Genomic DNA, 15462 nt, shown 5'->3' with positions numbered 1-15462 from the left:
TGTTTCTCCGTACACTTGGTCATTCAAGCCAACCACAATTCCCTGTGGGAGCGAGCTTGCTCGCGATGAGGGCGGATCAATCAACATGGATGTTGAATGTGATACCGCAATCGCGAGCAAGCTCGCTCCCACAGGTTTTGTGTCCTGCTTCAGAGCCGGAAACCTTGATAGTTCTCGGTCCATTCACGCTGCGCGGTGAGGGCGGTTTTCAAGCGACCGATCTGCTCGCGCACCTGTTGCGGCGCGGTGCCGCCCCAGCCACTGCGGGCGGCGATGGCGGCTTCGAGGGTCAGGCTCTCGCGTACTTCCGCGGTCAGGCGCGGATCAATCTCGGCCAACAATGCCGGGGATGCTTCCCACAATTCGATGTCGTGTTTCTCGCAGGCCTGGACCAGCGCACCGGTGATTTCGTGGGCTTCCTTGAACGGCACGCCGCGCATGGCCAGCCAGTCGGCGACTTCGGTGGCGAGGGTGAAACCCAGTGGCGCCTGACGACGCAACTCTTCGACGTTGACCTTCATGGTCGCGACCATCCCGGCCATGGCCGGCAGCACCAGCAGCAGGGTGTCGACACTGTCGAGCACGCCGTTTTTGTCTTCGCTCAAGTCGCGGTTGTACGACAGCGGCAGGGATTTTAGGGTGGAAAGCAGGCCGGTGAGGTTGCCGATCAGGCGACCCGCCTTGCCGCGTGCCAGTTCAGCGATGTCCGGGTTTTTCTTCTGCGGCATGATCGAACTGCCGGTGGCGTAGGCATCGTCCAGCGCGACCCAGCGAAATTGCCGCGACGACCACAGGCAGAACTCTTCGGCGAGGCGCGAGATGTTGATCCCGAGCATGCTGGCAATGAACAGGAACTCGGCAACGTGATCGCGGCTGGCCACGGCGTCGATGGAGTTTTCACACACGCCGCTGTAACCCATTTCCTTGGCCGACTGCTGCGGCAGGCGAGCGATGGCGGAACCGGCCATGGCCGCCGCGCCGAGTGGCGACAGCGAAGTGCGCACGTCCCAGTCCACCAGGCGTTGCACGTCACGCAGCATGGATTGGGCGTGGGCCAGCAAGTGGTGAGCGAAAACGATGGGTTGAGCCTGCTGCAGGTGAGTGAACCCCGGGCAGATGCTTTCGATGTGTTGCTCGGCCTGATCCACCAGCGCTTGCTGCAGGGCCAGCACTTCAACGGCCAGGGTGCGGACGTGATCACGCAGGAACAGGCGCAGGTCGTTGGCGGTCTGGTCGTTGCGCGAACGACCGGCGCGCAGCTTGCCACCGAGGGCGCCGAGGCGTTCGGTCAGCAGGCGTTCGATGAAGGTGTGGACGTCTTCATCGTCCAGCGTCGGTGCGATGCTGCCGGCGCGGAAGTCATCACCGATGCGCTCAAGAGCGTCGAGCATGGTCTGGGTTTCTTGTTCGCTCAGCAGCCCGGCGCGCTGCAATTCACGGGCATGTGCCTTGGAACCGGCGAGGTCATACGGGGTGAGGCGAAAGTAGCGCTCGGGGCAACGGGACAAGGCCGCCAGGGCTTCGGACGGGCCGCTTTTGAAGCGAGCACCCCAGAGACGGTCGGTGGTTTGAGACATTGTTGTTTTCCTCGTCGGTAAAGCGAACTGAAATCGGCGTGCCGGGCCTGAAACACTCGCCACAAATCAATTGGGCGTGGTTTGGCCTAAACATTATTCAAGGGCAGGGGAAAAGCGCAGTTGCATCGTTGCGAGAGCTGATCGAAGTGTCAGCTTTTAATAGTTCGAAATCAGTGAGTTGGCACTGATGTGCGGGATTTATTAGCGGTTGCCAAGCCTGGTTTTCTGTGGTCATTATTATTTACCAGCACTATTTTTGTTGTTGGACACAGGTTGTTGAATAGGGCGCCAGAGGTAAATAGGCATTATGGAAACCCCACTTTCCAATTCCGGAAACCCGCCGTTGAAAACGAGCCATCGGGCACCGCTGACCCTCAGTGGCCTGGATTTCAAATTGCTCAAAGTGTTCAAGGCCGTGGTCGAGGCCGGCGGCTTCAGTGCCGCCCAAAACGAGCTGAATGTGGGACTGGCAGCCATCAGCAAACAGATTTCCGACCTGGAGATCCGTATCGGCATGCGCCTGTGCACCCGAGGTCGCGAGGGTTTTCACCTGACCGAAGAGGGCCGTCTGGTGTATCAGGCGTCGATTGATTTATTTGCCTCGGTCGACAACTTTCGTGATCGGCTTAGTTCAGCGCAAAACGAACTGATCGGTGACCTTGGTGTGGGGGTTATTGATAATACGATTTCTGATGTTAATTCGCCGTTAGTTGCTGCGCTTAGAATAATTAATGAGACATCGCCTAAAGTCAGGTTCCAACTTCAATCCTCTCAGTTGGATGAGGTGGAAAGAGGCGTGGTAGAGGGGCGATTAGTGGCGGGAATCGTGCCGGTTTATCAGAAGCGCGAAGAGTTTGATTACTACGCGCTTTATGAAGAACGCTCCGAAGTTTATTGCGCCGTCGGTCATCCGTTATTTACGGTGCCGGACGCAGAAATCGGCAGTCATGTGCTCAAGGATTACGAGTGCATCAACCACCGCTATGCGATCCATCGCGACAAACTGAATTTTGCCCACTACGACAGCTTTTCCGCCTCGGCCACCCAGGTCGAAGCGGTGGCATTACTGATCAAGACCGGGCGTTTCGTGGGTTTTCTTCCCCAACATTACGCCGCGTCGCTGGTGGAACAGGGGCAGTTCCGGGCGGTGCGTCCGGACCTCATCAACATCGTCACACCGTTCAATCTGATCCTTCGCCACAACACCGTGCGCAGTCCGTTGGTCAAGGCGTTTGCCCAGGCGTTGGGGGTTGATTTGAGGGCATTGGGTTGAAAGGCTATATGGAAAAAATTTTTTATTTTCCTTCAAGTTTTCGTAGCTCTTTTGGCATGACTTTCAAAGCGTATCCAGACACAGTCACAAAGCAAATAACACCCACTGTCCTAGCCGCGAGGAAATCCAACTCAAAAAATTCAATAGTCAAAAGAGAGATCCAGACTGTATGAAAGCCGGAACAGGCAATGATCAAAATATATATCCTCGCAGCAGAAACTATTTTTTCGAGAGCAAACATATAACCGTCCGAATTTCTAGATAGTAGGCCATCCCAACAGCGCGGAGCGCTATCAAAAAAATCCAAGCGATCACTTTTCCATCTCCTCGTGCATTTGCTTTCCTGTCTGCAGAATGGCTTGTCCTTCCAAGATCAGCGTTTGAGGCGTCATAGTCTTGTATGCGCGCACATAATCCGTCCTGACATATCTAAACAAGCGCCAAGCATCCGGCTTTAGAACGAGTCGGTTAAGACCATACGCAGACATCGCAAGATCTAATGAGCCATACGCAATATTGCCTTCTCTTTCAGATTTTCCAACTATCTTTGCTAGTGCATGGCAAACCTTCCGGGTCAGTCCTTCCGTATCATTGGAGTAAAAGGCTTTATTTTCCTTCAAGTTTTTTAAGCTCTTTAGGTATGATTTTTACGCAATAAGCTGACACAGTAACAAGGCATATAACCACCACTACTCTAGCTGCGAAAACGTCCAACTCAAAAAAATAAACTATTAATAGTGAGATCCAGACTGTATGAAAGCCAGCACACCCAAGGGCAAATAAATACATTCGCACATCTGAAATTAATTGTTTCATGCAAAACTCAACGCATTATAGTAATTGGTTTATTTGCTGCTTTCCCACTGATCTAGCATTCCGTCCACCGTTATAGCGTCTGCGGTTCTGTCCAAAACGAGCACGGGTATTGGCGTGTTTTTATATGCTCGAACATAGTCGGCGCGAACAAATCTAAATAAACGCCAAGAGTCGGGCTTTAGAACTAGTCTTGTCACGCCATATGCGGACATTACTAGTTCACCAGCCCCGTACATCATATTTCCTTCAGCATCCCCATGGCCTACTACTTTAGCAATTTCCTGATAACCTTTCCTGACAGGTCCTTGCACATCTGAGCGTCCCTCCCATAGGTTTCTACCGTTTTCATAAACATTGTTGGTTCCATGTAGCATCAACGGCGTACCGGCGAGCAGACACAGCGTACCGGCCGAACCGTAGCAAATACTTGCTCCAGTCACGATTTGCAGTGCCCCAGCAATAACGCCAACACCCTTCTGGGCCACTTCTTTCGACTGGCTAAGCAAACTGCTCTGTTCGTTCTTGATCTCCTTGAGACCCTGCTCAGCACTCTTCCGTCCCAGCGCCACATCATTAACAATCCCTCTCGCGTAGTAAGACACTTCGCGATTGAATTGCAGACGCAACGTCCCGTCATTTATATGTCGTGCGCCCAACGTGCAGGCTTGATTGGTTAAATTGCCCGCCGCCTTACTGACTGCCCAATAATCACAACTACTTGACTCGCAGCGATTCTTTAATTGTCCCATTCGTTATTTCCCCATGAGGCGTACCCGCTGGTTCCTGCGAGGTGGTGTCTCCACGTGATTTCGCGATAACGAATAGCAACGTGCTCTGGGGGTTCGGCGTCGTTTTGTAAAACCACATGGGGCATATCAAGTGTCAGGTCGGCAATAATGCCGCCTTCAATTTCAATGCTGAAGAATTTCTCCTGAAGACCGTACGAAGAAATCCGGTAGAAACTTATCGTGCAGCTAATTTCCTCTCTGCTAGATAGCGCTTGCGCGAGTAAAGGAGATGACTTGTCGACATTTTTTGTGATGACGAGCGGGCGGTGCGTCGGCTTATTAATGTTTCCTATATTGGACATGTTGTGACTGTACGACAGCACCATAATTTCATTGGTATGCGCTGTTTGACATTTATTTCCGATTGAATCTTGAGTTGAGCAACCCGCCGATATCAGTCCTTGAGTCTTCCCAGTGATGGTCATATAACCGTGATTAGCCATGTAGGTGCCGCTCCTCTTGTCGAGGGGGCACCTTATTGAAAATGTCTTCGGGTATATGTAGGGCGTTTCCGGGTGTCCGGTAGGACAAGAGCGAATCTGCGGGCGTAACGCGTTACAGAGTGTAATGCAGTAACACGTAATCGTTTTTGTCGAAACGCCCGCTCAACACGGGCGGCAATGCACCCAAAGGCGTGCCCTGCAGGGCGCGGTAGTCGTTTTCATCCATCATCAGCCACGCTGGCCGTTGAAGGTTTTCCAGTTCTTGGGTCGATTCGGTGAAAACCGGCTGAAAGTCCTGATCGATATTGACCATGAACTTGATCGCCTTGGCGTCTTTACCCATGGCGTGCAGCACCAGCGGCGCCGGGTCTTTCTGGACAAGTGCGAATGCTGCGCGGCTGAAGGCCCGGGAGTCGTAGAGCTGACGTTCGACCGGCTCGAACACCAAAACATACACCGACCACAGCGCCAGGACTGCGCAAAAGGCAAGTGTTTGCGCCCGCCAGTGCGGTCGCACGAGCACCGCCAGGGCAATGACTTGCAGCACGCCGAGAATGATCAGTATCGAAGTTAGCGTCGTCAGTTCATCGGGAAACCGTCGCTGGGCGACCAGCAGTCCGCCGATCAACAGGGCAGGGACCACCAGCCACACCCCTTGCATCAACCCCCGAAACCACTCGAATACCCGACCTTGCGCTACCTGAAACGGATACGCCGCAATGATCGCCGCCATGGGTAACATCGGCAGCAGGTAGCGGGCTTTTTTTGCCTGGGGGATCGAGAGCCCGACCATCACGATCAGGCCGGCTGCCATGCAGTACTGCAACAGGCGCAACGCAGGACCCGCCTGCCGCGGATTTGTCAGCCAGACCGCGGCCAGTACCAGCAACGCCAACGGATACGCAAGCGCATAGTTGCCCACCGAGCTGGTGAAGTAGTACAGCGAACCGCTGACGCCTTCGCTACCGTCCATGCGCCCCATGAACTGCATGCGAACCACGTCATGCATGAAGTCCGCCCCGCCGATGGTTTCCGCCAGCCACAGCAGCACGCCAATGCACACTGCCAGCAGTACGGCGGCCACCAAGCCAAAACCAAAAAAATGCTGCCATTGACGATTGAGCAAGAAATAGCTGCACAGCATGCCCGTGGGAATCACCAGCCCGATCGGCCCGCGAATCCCGAAACCCAGCAACAACAAGGCAAAGATCAGCCACCACCGGCGCTTTGCGGCGAAATGATCGGCGGCATAACCCAGGTAGAACACTGAAAACGCCACCGCCGCGAGCATCAAGTCCAGGGACACGGCACGGGCTTCGGTGACAAAGGTGTTGGTCAGCATCATCAGGGCGATGCTCAGCAACGCCCAGCGCTGGGAGTAGGGCGCCAGCAGCCGGTACATCAACGTGACGATCACCGCCCCGGCAATGGCGCTCGGCAACCAGGCAGTCAAACTGTTGACCTGACCGAACGGCAGCGACAGCAGCCAGGTGAACAGCGTCGAAAGCGCCGAATAGTCCGCATACGGCTGGCCATAGGTCGTCGGAAAAACGGACGGCCCGTGGCGCAGCATTTCCTGAGCAAACAGCACGAAGCGCGAATCGAAGCCGATCACTGTCTGCTGATACACCCCGGCGCTGAACAGCAGCAGCGCCAACAGCCCTATGCCTAGAGACTGTCGGCGGATACCGGGTGATGTCGAAATCAAGCGATGACCGAAGTGGCGGGCCACTGCTGATGCGGAATCGGCAGATTGCGCGATTCACCGCGACCCATCGGGAAGTACTTGAAACCGGCACGAGCCAGGCGATCGGCGTCGTAGAGGTTGCGTCCGTCGAAAATCACCGGTGCGTTGAGCCGCTGTTGGATCAGGCTGAAATCCGGGGCCTTGAACTGCTGCCATTCGGTGCAAATGATCAACGCGTCAGCGCCGGACAATACCGACTCCGGGGTGCCCATGAGCATCAACTTGGACTCATCGGGGTACAGCTGCTGGGTTTCCTGCATGGCTTCCGGGTCGAACGCGCGGACATTGGCCCCGGCGGCAAACAGCGATTCAAGCAGCACCCGGCTCGGTGCATCGCGCATGTCGTCGGTGTTCGGTTTGAACGCCAGCCCCCACACGGCGAAAGTCCTGCCGCGCAAATCGCCCTTGTAGAACGCGTTGATGCGCTCAAACAGCTTGTGCTTCTGACGCTCGTTGATCGCTTCCACCGCTTGCAGCAGATCGCTGGAGCAATGCGCCTCTTCAGCGCTGTGGATCAGCGCGCGCATGTCCTTGGGAAAGCACGAGCCGCCATAACCGCAACCGGGGTAGATGAAGTGATAGCCGATGCGCGAATCGGCACCGATGCCCAGGCGCACCGATTCGATGTCGGCGCCCAGGTGTTCGGCCAGTTCGGCGATTTGGTTGATGAAGCTGATCTTGGTCGCCAGCATGCAGTTGGCGGCGTATTTGGTCAGCTCGGCGCTGCGCAGGTCCATGAACATGACCCGGTCATGATTGCGGTTGAAGGGCGCGTAGAGGTCACGCATCACGTCACGCACCTCATCGCGTTCGCAGCCGATGATGATCCGGTCCGGGCGCCGACAATCAGCCACGGCCGAGCCTTCTTTCAAAAACTCCGGGTTGGAGACGATATCGAACTGCAGCAAGCGGCCGACCTTGATCAGGCACTTGTCGATATGCGCGCGCAAGGCGTCACCCGTGCCCACCGGCACCGTGGATTTCTCCACCAGAATCACCGGTTGTTCACGATGACGCGCCACGGCCTCTCCTACCGACAGCACATAACGCAGGTCCGCCGAACCATCGTCCCGGGACGGTGTGCCGACCGCGATAAACAACACCTGGCCATGCTGCACCGCGAGTTTTTCGTCGGTGGTGAACTGTAGACGTTTGCCTTCCAGGCCTTCGCGCACCAGGCTGGCAAGCCCCGGTTCGAAAATGCTCACGTGGCCTTGTTGCAACAGTTCGATTTTCTTCTCGTCAATGTCCATGCAGACCACGTCGTGGCCAACTTCTGCCAGGACGGCGGCTTGCACCAGACCAACGTAACCGCTACCAAATACACTGATTTTCATGGGGCACTCCTGAGTTCGCGCGCGCGAGCAGGCCGAGAATTAATGGTAATGACACCGAGGATGACCAGGGTCACCCCGATGGTTTTTGAAAGGCTGAATGCTTCGTTGAACAGCGGCAGGCTGGCGGCCAGCAGGTAGACCAGCGCGTAGCTGATACTCAGCAGCGAATAGGCCCGGCCCAGCGGTAAATCCCGCAGGGCGGCGAGCCAGCAGAGCATCGACAGGGCGTAAGCGAGAATGGCGACCAGCACCACGGCGACAGCGCTCAGATCGATGCTGGTGGTGAACCAGTGCTCGGGCGATGGCAGGCGACTCATGCTCCAGCGCATGCCCAATTGCGCGGCACTGACCAGCAGCACGCTGCCCAGCGCGAAGGTAATTCCGCGACGCAGATTCATGTGTGTTGCCCCAGCAGCACCACGCCACCGATCACCAGCGCCACACCCAACCAGTGGCGACGGTCGATGGTTTCGTGGAAAACGAAGCGGGCGACCAGGGTGATCAGTACGAAATTGAGGCTCAGCATCGGGTAGGCGATGCCGACTTCGAGGCGCTGCAACACCAGCAGCCACACCAGCAAGCCCAATCCCAGAGAGGCAAGCGCCAGCCACAACCACGGCGAACGCAGTTTCTCGCTCCAGTGCGACGCCTTGTCGCGCCAGCTTTCAACGGCGTATTTTTGGGCGATCTGGCCCAGGCAGGTCAGCAGGCAGGCGGCCAAGAGCAGTAACAGGCTCATGACGCCTCCTGAGGAAAAATCAGAATCACAATGTTGCCTTGTTCATAACGCTTGCCATCCTTGGGCAGCAGTTCGATTTCGCGCAGTTCGTCGTCACCCTTGATGCGCATGACCACGCCGACCGAACCGCTCTGGCGGGCATCGCGCATCCACGCTTGAACCTGGCGCGGGTCGACTTGCTGCTGTGCGCCGTCAGGATAGGCGAGGCCATATTTCAATTCGCCTATCGTGTTGTACAACGCCACGTCCGGACGTTTCAGACGCCAGGCCAACGCCCCGGCGGCGCCTAGGTCGTTGCTCAGCAACTGATCGGTCTGGCCGAGTTCCTGGGCATGCTCGAGGATGAATTGGTCGGGCATCTTGTTGGCGACCACCGACTCGGGCAGCCCGGCCGGCAACAAGGCGATCAGCAGCAGACTGCCGAAGGCCGGCGCCGCCCAGCATTGCAAAGGTCTGAAGGCTTGCAGCAGGTTGGCCATGATCCAGCCGGTCAGACCGATGAACACCAGCACCAGGTTGTGCAGTTCATGGTTGTAGAGCGGTTTTTTCAGTTGCAGGTAGACCAGGGCCACCAGGATTGTCAGGCCTAGCAGCAGGTTCAGCAGACCATTGATGCCCAGTACCCGGCCTTGCTCAAGCTTCAAGCGGTCCATCAGTGCGTGGCCCAGCAGCAACGCCAATGGCAACAGGCACGGCAGGATGTAGCTCGGCAATTTGCCTTTGCTGAGGCTGAAAAACAGCAGCGGCATCAACAGCCACAACAACAGGAAAGCGATATTCGCCTGGCGACGTGTTTGCCACGCTTGCTTGAGCGCCGGTGGCAACAACGCCACCCACGGCAGGCTGAACGCAACCAGTAACGGCAAGTAGTACCACCACGGCGCGTCGTGCTGGGCATCATCCCCGGCAAAACGGCGGATGTGTTCGTGCCAGAAGAAGAACCGCCAGTAATCGGACTCCTGGCCATGCACCGCCAAGGCCCACGGCAAGCTGACGGCGATGGCCACGACAATCGCCAGCGGCCCGTAGATCAGCAGCTCACGCCAGCGTTTTTGCCAGAGTATCCAGGGCAGGGCGATCAACACCGGCAATAACCAGGCGAGGAAACCCTTGGTCATGAACCCCATGCCGCAGGCCAGGCCTAACCCGGCCCAACTGATCAGGCGTTGGGTGCGGTCGACGCTGTCCAGCGCAAACCACAAAGCGACCAGGCTCAAATTGACCCAGAACGTGAATTGCGGATCGAGATTGGCGTAGCCCGCCGCGCCGGCGATGACGGTGAGACTCATGTACAACAGCGCGCAGGCAAAACTCTTGCGTGGATCGTTCCACATCCGGCGAGCGATGAGGTAACACAACAACACACTCAGCCCGGTACTCAGGGCGGAGGCAAACCGCACGCCGAACAGGTTCTGGCCAAACAGTGCCTGGCTGGCGGCGATCATCCAGTAGCCGGCCGCGGGTTTTTCGAAATAACGCAAACTCATGAAATGCGGCGACACCCAGTTGCCGCTCAGGAGCATGTCCTGGCTGATCTGGGCGTAGCGGGTTTCGTCGGGAATCCATAAGCCATGGCTGCCCAGCGGCAGCAGATACGCCAGAGAGAAGATGACCAGCAACAACGGCAATGCCCAGCGCTTGCTCATACGCCTTGCACTCCCAACCAGCCTTCGCGTCCTTCGAGTGCGCCACGCAGCACCCGGCCGACCGGCAAGGTGTCGGGGGCCTCGGGCAGCAGATCGCCCAAGGGTTGAAAACGGATGTTTCGCTGGCGCGCATCGGCCAGCAGTTGACGAAAATCGTTGGCCATCAGAATCCCTTCTACTTCGGCATGGATCGTGTAGACGTTGAGTTTTTCGGGGCTGAAGCGATCAAGAATGAAGGCGTTGAAGTCCTTGGCCGCCACGTTGGGGCCGACCACCTCATCGAACGTCGGCAGGTCCACCGGAATCTGCGGCGCACCCAAACCACCATCGGCCAATCGCGGTCGGAACAGGCTCTGGCCCCGGCAATCGCTGTTGTAGCGAAAGCTGAACGCCTGCTTGGCCTCGATCACGCGCTCGTCCGCCCGCCACCCGGCGGACGCCGAGCATTCGACGTTTTGCCCGAGGATGTCGGCGAGGGTGTCGACGCCCCGACGAAGGTGCTCGATCAGCTGCTTGTCACTCCAGCGTCCGGCATTGGCCTGCCAGCCGTGGTGATCCCAGGCGTGCAGGCCGACTTCATGCCCGGCTGCCACGGTTTGACGCATCAAATGCCCAAGATCACGGCCGATCGGTTTACCGGGCCACGCGGTGCCGGCCAGCAAGATGTCCCAGCCGTACAGGCCTGCCGCGTTGGAACGGAGCATTTTCCAGAGAAATTGCGGGCGGATCAGGCGCCATAAATGACGCCCCATGTTGTCCGGCCCGACACTGAAGAAAAACGTCGCCTTGACCTGCGCTTCATCGAGGATTTCCAGCAGCCGCGGCACCCCCTCACGGGTGCCTCGGTAAGTGTCGACATCAATCCGCAGACCTGCCCGCATCAGCGCTTGTCCGCGATTTCTAGCATGGCTTCACGCAAGAAGAAATCCAGCGTATTGCCGATGGTTTCACTCATCTCCACGGTTGGCGTCCAGTCCAGCAGGCGCTTGGCGTTGGCGATGCTCGGTTTGCGGTGCGAAACGTCCTGATAACCGGTGCCGTAGAACGCTTTGCTTTCGACATCGCGGAACCCGGCGAACGGCGGGAAGTTGTCGCGCAACGGGTGCGCTTCGAACTGACGCAGCAGCTCTTCGCCCAACTGGCGGATGCTGGCTTCGTTGTCCGGGTTGCCGATGTTGATGATCTGGCCGTTGCAGGCGTCGTTGTCGTTGTCGATGATCCGCGCCAGGGCTTCTACGCCGTCGGCAATGTCGGTGAAGCAGCGTTTTTGCTCACCACCATCGAACAGGCGAATCGGCGTGCCTTCCACCAGGTTGAGGATCAGCTGGGTGATCGCCCGGGAACTGCCGATACGCGCCGAGTCCAGGCGGTCGAGGCGTGGGCCCATCCAGTTGAAGGGACGGAACAACGTGAAATTCAGGCCTTTCTGGCCGTAGGCCCAGATCACTCGGTCGAGCAGTTGCTTGGAGATCGAGTAGATCCAGCGCTGTTTGTTGATCGGACCGACGATGAGGTTGGAGGTGTCTTCGTCGAAGTTCTGGTCCTGGCACATGCCATAGACTTCCGAGGTCGACGGGAAGATCACGCGTTTGTTGTATTTGACGCAGTAACGAACCAGTTTCAGGTTCTCTTCAAAGTCCAGCTCGAACACCCGCAGCGGGTTGCGGGTGTACTCGATCGGCGTGGCGATCGCCACCAGTGGCAGGACCACGTCGCACTTCTTGATGTGGTATTCGATCCACTCGGAGTGGATGCTGATGTCGCCTTCGACGAAGTGGAAATTCGGATGGCTGCGCAGGCGCTCGATGGCGTCCGAGCCGATGTCCAGGCCATACACCTCGTATCGGTCGTCGCGCAGCAGGCGCTCGGACAGGTGATTGCCGATGAAGCCATTGACGCCGAGGATCAGCACGCGGGTGCGACGCGGGGCGCGACCGGACTCGGCGCCACGCAGTACGGAACCGTCCACCAGACCCAGTTCGTTGGCCAGTTGCGGGCCACTGAGGTACAGGCCGTTGTCATTGCGCTGGCCAGCGGTGATCACCAGGGAGTCTTCGCCACAGGCGATACGCAGCGGGTCGACGCTGATGACGCGACCAGGCGCTTGACCTTCATTGCCTTGGGCGACTTCTGCATTCCAGACAATCAGCTTGTGTTCGCCCACGGCGCAGAATGCGCCCGGGTAAGGCTGGGTGACGGCGCGAACCAGATTGAACAGTTCTTCCGCCGGTTTGTTCCAGAGCAGTTTGCCGTCGGCTGGCGTGCGACGGCCAAACACCGTGGCTTTGGATTCGTCCTGAGGGGTTTCGCTGACTTTGCCCTGAAGCAACGCCGGTAGCGTGTCACGCAGCAAGTCGCTAGCGGCCAGACGCAGTTTTCCGTGCAGGCTCAGCGCCGTGTCGCTGCGCTCAATCGCCACCGCTTTCTGGGCGAGGATTGCGCCCGCATCGGCCCGTTTGACCATGCGGTGCAGGGTGACGCCGGTTTCGGTTTCACCGTTGACCAGCACCCAGTTGGCCGGCGCACGACCACGGTAGCGCGGCAACAACGAACCGTGCAGGTTGAAGGCGCCTTTGCTGGCAGTGGCCAACAGCGGCTCGCTCAACAGGTTGCGGTAGTAGAACGAGAACAGGTAATCCGGGTTGAGCTTGCTGATGCGCTCGATCCACAGCGGGTGGTTGGCATCTTCCGGGGCGTGCACCGGGATGCCCTTGCGTGCGCACAGTTGCGCAACGGAGCCGTAGAACGCGTTTTCCTTCGGATCATCAGGGTGAGTAAACACGGCGGCAATATCAAAGCCCGAGTTGAGCAGGGATTCGATGCCGGCACAGCCAATATCGTGATAGGCGAAGACAACAGCTTTTGCACTCATGAGTGAACCTGATCTGAAGAAATGGAGGTGAGACCGTCAACGGTGACAACGGGAGCAGGGGCAGCGGGTTGGTTACGCAGGACTTTTTCAATAAAGAACCGGGGGCGGGCGCGAACATCGCCGTACATGCGTCCCAGGTACTCGCCCAACAGGCCCATGCCGATGAACTGGCCACCGGTGAAGATGAACAGCACGGCGAACAGCACGAATGTCCCGTCGCCGGCCCAATGGGCGCCGAAGGCCAGGCGCAGCACGATCAGCGTAATGGCGAACAGCACGCCGAGGGCCGCCATGGCGAAGCCGACGATGCTCAGCAAACGCAGGGGCGTGGTGGTCATGCAGGTGATCAGGTCGAACATCAGATTGATCAGGCGCATGGGGCTGTACTTCGATTCCCCGTGCTCGCGCTCAGCGTGGGGCACGAGGATTTCCGTGGTGTGCCGGGCGAAGCTGTTGGCGAGGATCGGGATGAAGGTGCTGCGTTCACGGCAGGCGAGCATGGCGTCGACAATGGTTCGCCGGTAAGCGCGGAGCATGCAGCCGTAGTCGGTCATGGCGACGCCGGTTGAGCGCTGCACGGCCAGATTGATCAGCTTTGACGGCCAACGGCGTAGTGCCGAGTCTTGACGGTTGTTGCGCACGGTGGCGACCACGTCATAACCCAGCTCGGCCTGAGCCACTAACCGCGGGATCTCCTCGGGAGGGTTTTGCAGGTCGGCGTCGAGGGTAATAATCACATCACCTTTGCACTGCTCGAAACCGGCCATGATTGCCGCGTGCTGGCCGTAGTTGCGGTTGAGAATGACCGCCACCACCGAGCTGCACTCGCGATGGGCGGCCTCTTCGAGGATTTGCGCCGAGTTGTCGCGGCTGCCGTCGTCCACCAACACAATCTCGTAGTCATGGTGCAACTGCTGACATGCCGCTTCAGTACGCCGGAGCAACTCGGGCAGGCTGTCTTGCTCGTTGTAGACCGGGATGACGATTGACACGCAACGGATCGGGTAAGGTTTCACAGGCTTGAGTCCATAACGTTTTCAATAGCGCCGACCACACGATCGACGTCATCGGTGGTCATGTCGGGGAATAACGGAATCGAGCACAGCCGTGCCGAGTTCCATTCAGTGTTGGGCAGATAGATGTTGGGGAAGCGCTGGCGGTAGTAGGTGTGGAGGTGAGTGGCGATGAAGTGAATGCCGGTGCCGATGTTCTGCGCCTGCAGGGCCTTCATGAACGCTTCACGGTCCAGCCCGCAGCGCTCGGTGTCGATACGCAGGATGAACAGGTGCCAGGCGTGCTGCTGCGCATACGCTGGAAGGGCCAGGGGTTGCACCGGCAAACCTTCCAGTCGCTGCAAATAAGTGCCGGCCAGCTCCGTGCGTTTGGCGTTGATTTCGTCCAGTCGCTTCAGCTGCACCAAGGCGATGGCGGCATTGATGTCGGCCAGGTTGTACTTGAAGCCGGGCTCGATGACCTGAGCCTGAGGTTTGCGGCCGTGGGTCAGGCGGTCATAGGCATCGACACCGAGGCCATGGAACTTGAGCATGCGCACACGACTGGCCAGGGCTTCATCGTCACTGACAAACATGGCGCCTTCGGCGCAGGTCATGTTCTTGATCGCGTGGAACGAGAAGATCGCCGTGCCTTTCGCGCCGACATGACGACCTTTGTAGAAGGTGCCTGCGGCGTGAGCGGCGTCTTCGATGACGGGGATGCCGTGTTTGTCGGCCAGGGCATAAAGCGGATCGAGATCGAATGCGGCACCGGCGTAATGCACCGGAATGATGGCTTTGGTGCGCGGCGTGATCGCAGCTTCGATGCTGGCCAGGTCACTCATCAGCGTGTCGCGATCAACGTCGACGAACACCGGTGTCGCGCCCAACAGGCAGATCATGTTGGCGGTAGACACCCAGGTCTGCGACGGCGTGATGACTTCATCGCCCGGACCAATTCCCAGTGCCAGTAAAGTAATGTGCATCCCGCCGGTGGCCGAGGACAGTGCCACGGCATGACGGCATCCCACGTAGTTGGCGAATTGCTCTTCCAGTTCCTGGTTTTTCGGCCCGGTAGTGATCCAGCCGGAGCGCAATACTTGCTCTACGGCGGCAATTTCTTCATCGCCGATACTGGGGCGGGAGAAGGGGAGAAAAGCCTGACTCATGGACACCTCGGGGCTGAAGAGTGAATAGCCTGTGAGGCTAAAAAAAATTTGGATCCATTGCAA

General features: G+C 58.0%; 14 protein-coding genes. 1 reads left to right on the top strand and 13 read right to left on the bottom strand.

The window, feature by feature from the left end; translation table 11 throughout:
* Positions 1 to 149 precede the first annotated feature (149 nt).
* Positions 150 to 1577, bottom strand: coding sequence for an argininosuccinate lyase (argH, locus tag ACYZTZ_RS13135; protein ID WP_461998506.1), 1428 nt, complete (start codon positions 1575 to 1577; stop codon positions 150 to 152).
* Between the two features lie 307 nt (positions 1578 to 1884).
* On the opposite strand from argH, the gene ACYZTZ_RS13130 reads away from it, so the two are divergent.
* The gene (locus tag ACYZTZ_RS13130) at positions 1885 to 2850 is read left to right on the top strand and encodes a LysR family transcriptional regulator (protein ID WP_461998505.1); all 966 of its coding nucleotides are present in this window, start codon (positions 1885 to 1887) and stop codon (positions 2848 to 2850) included.
* 311 nt (positions 2851 to 3161) lie between these two features.
* Here ACYZTZ_RS13130 and ACYZTZ_RS13125 read toward each other — a convergent pair whose 3' ends face one another.
* From ACYZTZ_RS13125 to arnB, 12 genes are all read right to left on the bottom strand, one after another.
* On the bottom strand, positions 3162 to 3470 hold the full coding sequence (locus ACYZTZ_RS13125; protein WP_461998504.1) for a DUF4225 domain-containing protein: 309 nt from the start codon (positions 3468 to 3470) through the stop codon (positions 3162 to 3164).
* Between the two features lie 225 nt (positions 3471 to 3695).
* On the bottom strand, positions 3696 to 4415 hold the full coding sequence (locus tag ACYZTZ_RS13120; protein WP_461998503.1) for a DUF4225 domain-containing protein: 720 nt from the start codon (positions 4413 to 4415) through the stop codon (positions 3696 to 3698).
* A complete protein-coding gene (locus tag ACYZTZ_RS13115; protein ID WP_461998502.1) occupies positions 4403 to 4897 on the bottom strand; it encodes an Hcp family type VI secretion system effector in 495 nt (164 codons plus the stop codon). The genes ACYZTZ_RS13120 and ACYZTZ_RS13115 overlap by 13 nt, the downstream gene beginning before the upstream one ends.
* Positions 4898 to 5009: 112 nt before the next feature.
* Positions 5010 to 6605, bottom strand: a complete 1596-nt coding sequence (locus ACYZTZ_RS13110; protein WP_461998501.1) for an ArnT family glycosyltransferase — start codon at positions 6603 to 6605, stop codon at positions 5010 to 5012.
* Positions 6602 to 7981, bottom strand: coding sequence for a UDP-glucose dehydrogenase family protein (locus tag ACYZTZ_RS13105; RefSeq protein WP_461998500.1), 1380 nt, complete (start codon positions 7979 to 7981; stop codon positions 6602 to 6604). Before ACYZTZ_RS13105 ends, ACYZTZ_RS13110 begins: the two co-directional genes overlap by 4 nt.
* Complete coding sequence (arnF, locus tag ACYZTZ_RS13100; RefSeq protein ID WP_461998499.1) at positions 7978 to 8379, bottom strand: 4-amino-4-deoxy-L-arabinose-phosphoundecaprenol flippase subunit ArnF; 402 nt, start codon at positions 8377 to 8379, stop codon at positions 7978 to 7980. The genes ACYZTZ_RS13105 and arnF overlap by 4 nt, the downstream gene beginning before the upstream one ends.
* Positions 8376 to 8720, bottom strand: a complete 345-nt coding sequence (gene arnE, locus ACYZTZ_RS13095) for a 4-amino-4-deoxy-L-arabinose-phosphoundecaprenol flippase subunit ArnE (RefSeq protein ID WP_461998498.1) — start codon at positions 8718 to 8720, stop codon at positions 8376 to 8378. Before arnE ends, arnF begins: the two co-directional genes overlap by 4 nt.
* Positions 8717 to 10366, bottom strand: a complete 1650-nt coding sequence (gene arnT, locus ACYZTZ_RS13090; RefSeq protein ID WP_461998497.1) for a lipid IV(A) 4-amino-4-deoxy-L-arabinosyltransferase — start codon at positions 10364 to 10366, stop codon at positions 8717 to 8719. Before arnT ends, arnE begins: the two co-directional genes overlap by 4 nt.
* Positions 10363 to 11247 carry a 4-deoxy-4-formamido-L-arabinose-phosphoundecaprenol deformylase gene (arnD, locus tag ACYZTZ_RS13085; protein ID WP_056745989.1) on the bottom strand — a complete coding sequence of 295 codons (885 nt, stop codon included), beginning with the start codon at positions 11245 to 11247 and terminating at the stop codon, positions 10363 to 10365. Before arnD ends, arnT begins: the two co-directional genes overlap by 4 nt.
* The gene (gene arnA, locus ACYZTZ_RS13080; protein WP_461998496.1) at positions 11247 to 13238 is read right to left on the bottom strand and encodes a bifunctional UDP-4-amino-4-deoxy-L-arabinose formyltransferase/UDP-glucuronic acid oxidase ArnA; all 1992 of its coding nucleotides are present in this window, start codon (positions 13236 to 13238) and stop codon (positions 11247 to 11249) included. Before arnA ends, arnD begins: the two co-directional genes overlap by 1 nt.
* Positions 13235 to 14254 (bottom strand): undecaprenyl-phosphate 4-deoxy-4-formamido-L-arabinose transferase, encoded by a 1020-nt coding sequence (gene arnC, locus ACYZTZ_RS13075; protein ID WP_046047014.1) that lies wholly within the window; start codon positions 14252 to 14254, stop codon positions 13235 to 13237. Before arnC ends, arnA begins: the two co-directional genes overlap by 4 nt.
* A complete protein-coding gene (arnB, locus tag ACYZTZ_RS13070; RefSeq protein WP_461998495.1) occupies positions 14251 to 15399 on the bottom strand; it encodes a UDP-4-amino-4-deoxy-L-arabinose aminotransferase in 1149 nt (382 codons plus the stop codon). Before arnB ends, arnC begins: the two co-directional genes overlap by 4 nt.
* Between the last annotated feature and the right edge of the window lie 63 nt (positions 15400 to 15462).

The organism is Pseudomonas sp. LB3P58 (assembly GCF_054897895.1).
The sequence above is the reverse complement of the archived record's forward strand: the minus strand, read 5'-3'. Positions and strand labels throughout refer to the sequence as shown.

What these genes read in the sequence shown, in the direction of transcription:
- argH (WP_461998506.1), bottom strand. Translation starts at nt 1,577, where the DNA reads ATGTCTCAAACCACCGACCGTCTCTGGGGTGCTCGCTTCAAAAGCGGC.
- ACYZTZ_RS13130 (WP_461998505.1), top strand. Translation starts at nt 1,885, where the DNA reads ATGGAAACCCCACTTTCCAATTCCGGAAACCCGCCGTTGAAAACGAGC.
- ACYZTZ_RS13120 (WP_461998503.1), bottom strand. Translation starts at nt 4,415, where the DNA reads ATGGGACAATTAAAGAATCGCTGCGAGTCAAGTAGTTGTGATTATTGG.
- ACYZTZ_RS13115 (WP_461998502.1), bottom strand. Translation starts at nt 4,897, where the DNA reads ATGGCTAATCACGGTTATATGACCATCACTGGGAAGACTCAAGGACTG.
- ACYZTZ_RS13105 (WP_461998500.1), bottom strand. Translation starts at nt 7,981, where the DNA reads ATGAAAATCAGTGTATTTGGTAGCGGTTACGTTGGTCTGGTGCAAGCC.
- arnF (WP_461998499.1), bottom strand. Translation starts at nt 8,379, where the DNA reads ATGAATCTGCGTCGCGGAATTACCTTCGCGCTGGGCAGCGTGCTGCTG.
- arnE (WP_461998498.1), bottom strand. Translation starts at nt 8,720, where the DNA reads ATGAGCCTGTTACTGCTCTTGGCCGCCTGCCTGCTGACCTGCCTGGGC.
- arnT (WP_461998497.1), bottom strand. Translation starts at nt 10,366, where the DNA reads ATGAGCAAGCGCTGGGCATTGCCGTTGTTGCTGGTCATCTTCTCTCTG.
- arnD (WP_056745989.1), bottom strand. Translation starts at nt 11,247, where the DNA reads ATGCGGGCAGGTCTGCGGATTGATGTCGACACTTACCGAGGCACCCGT.
- arnA (WP_461998496.1), bottom strand. Translation starts at nt 13,238, where the DNA reads ATGAGTGCAAAAGCTGTTGTCTTCGCCTATCACGATATTGGCTGTGCC.
- arnB (WP_461998495.1), bottom strand. Translation starts at nt 15,399, where the DNA reads ATGAGTCAGGCTTTTCTCCCCTTCTCCCGCCCCAGTATCGGCGATGAA.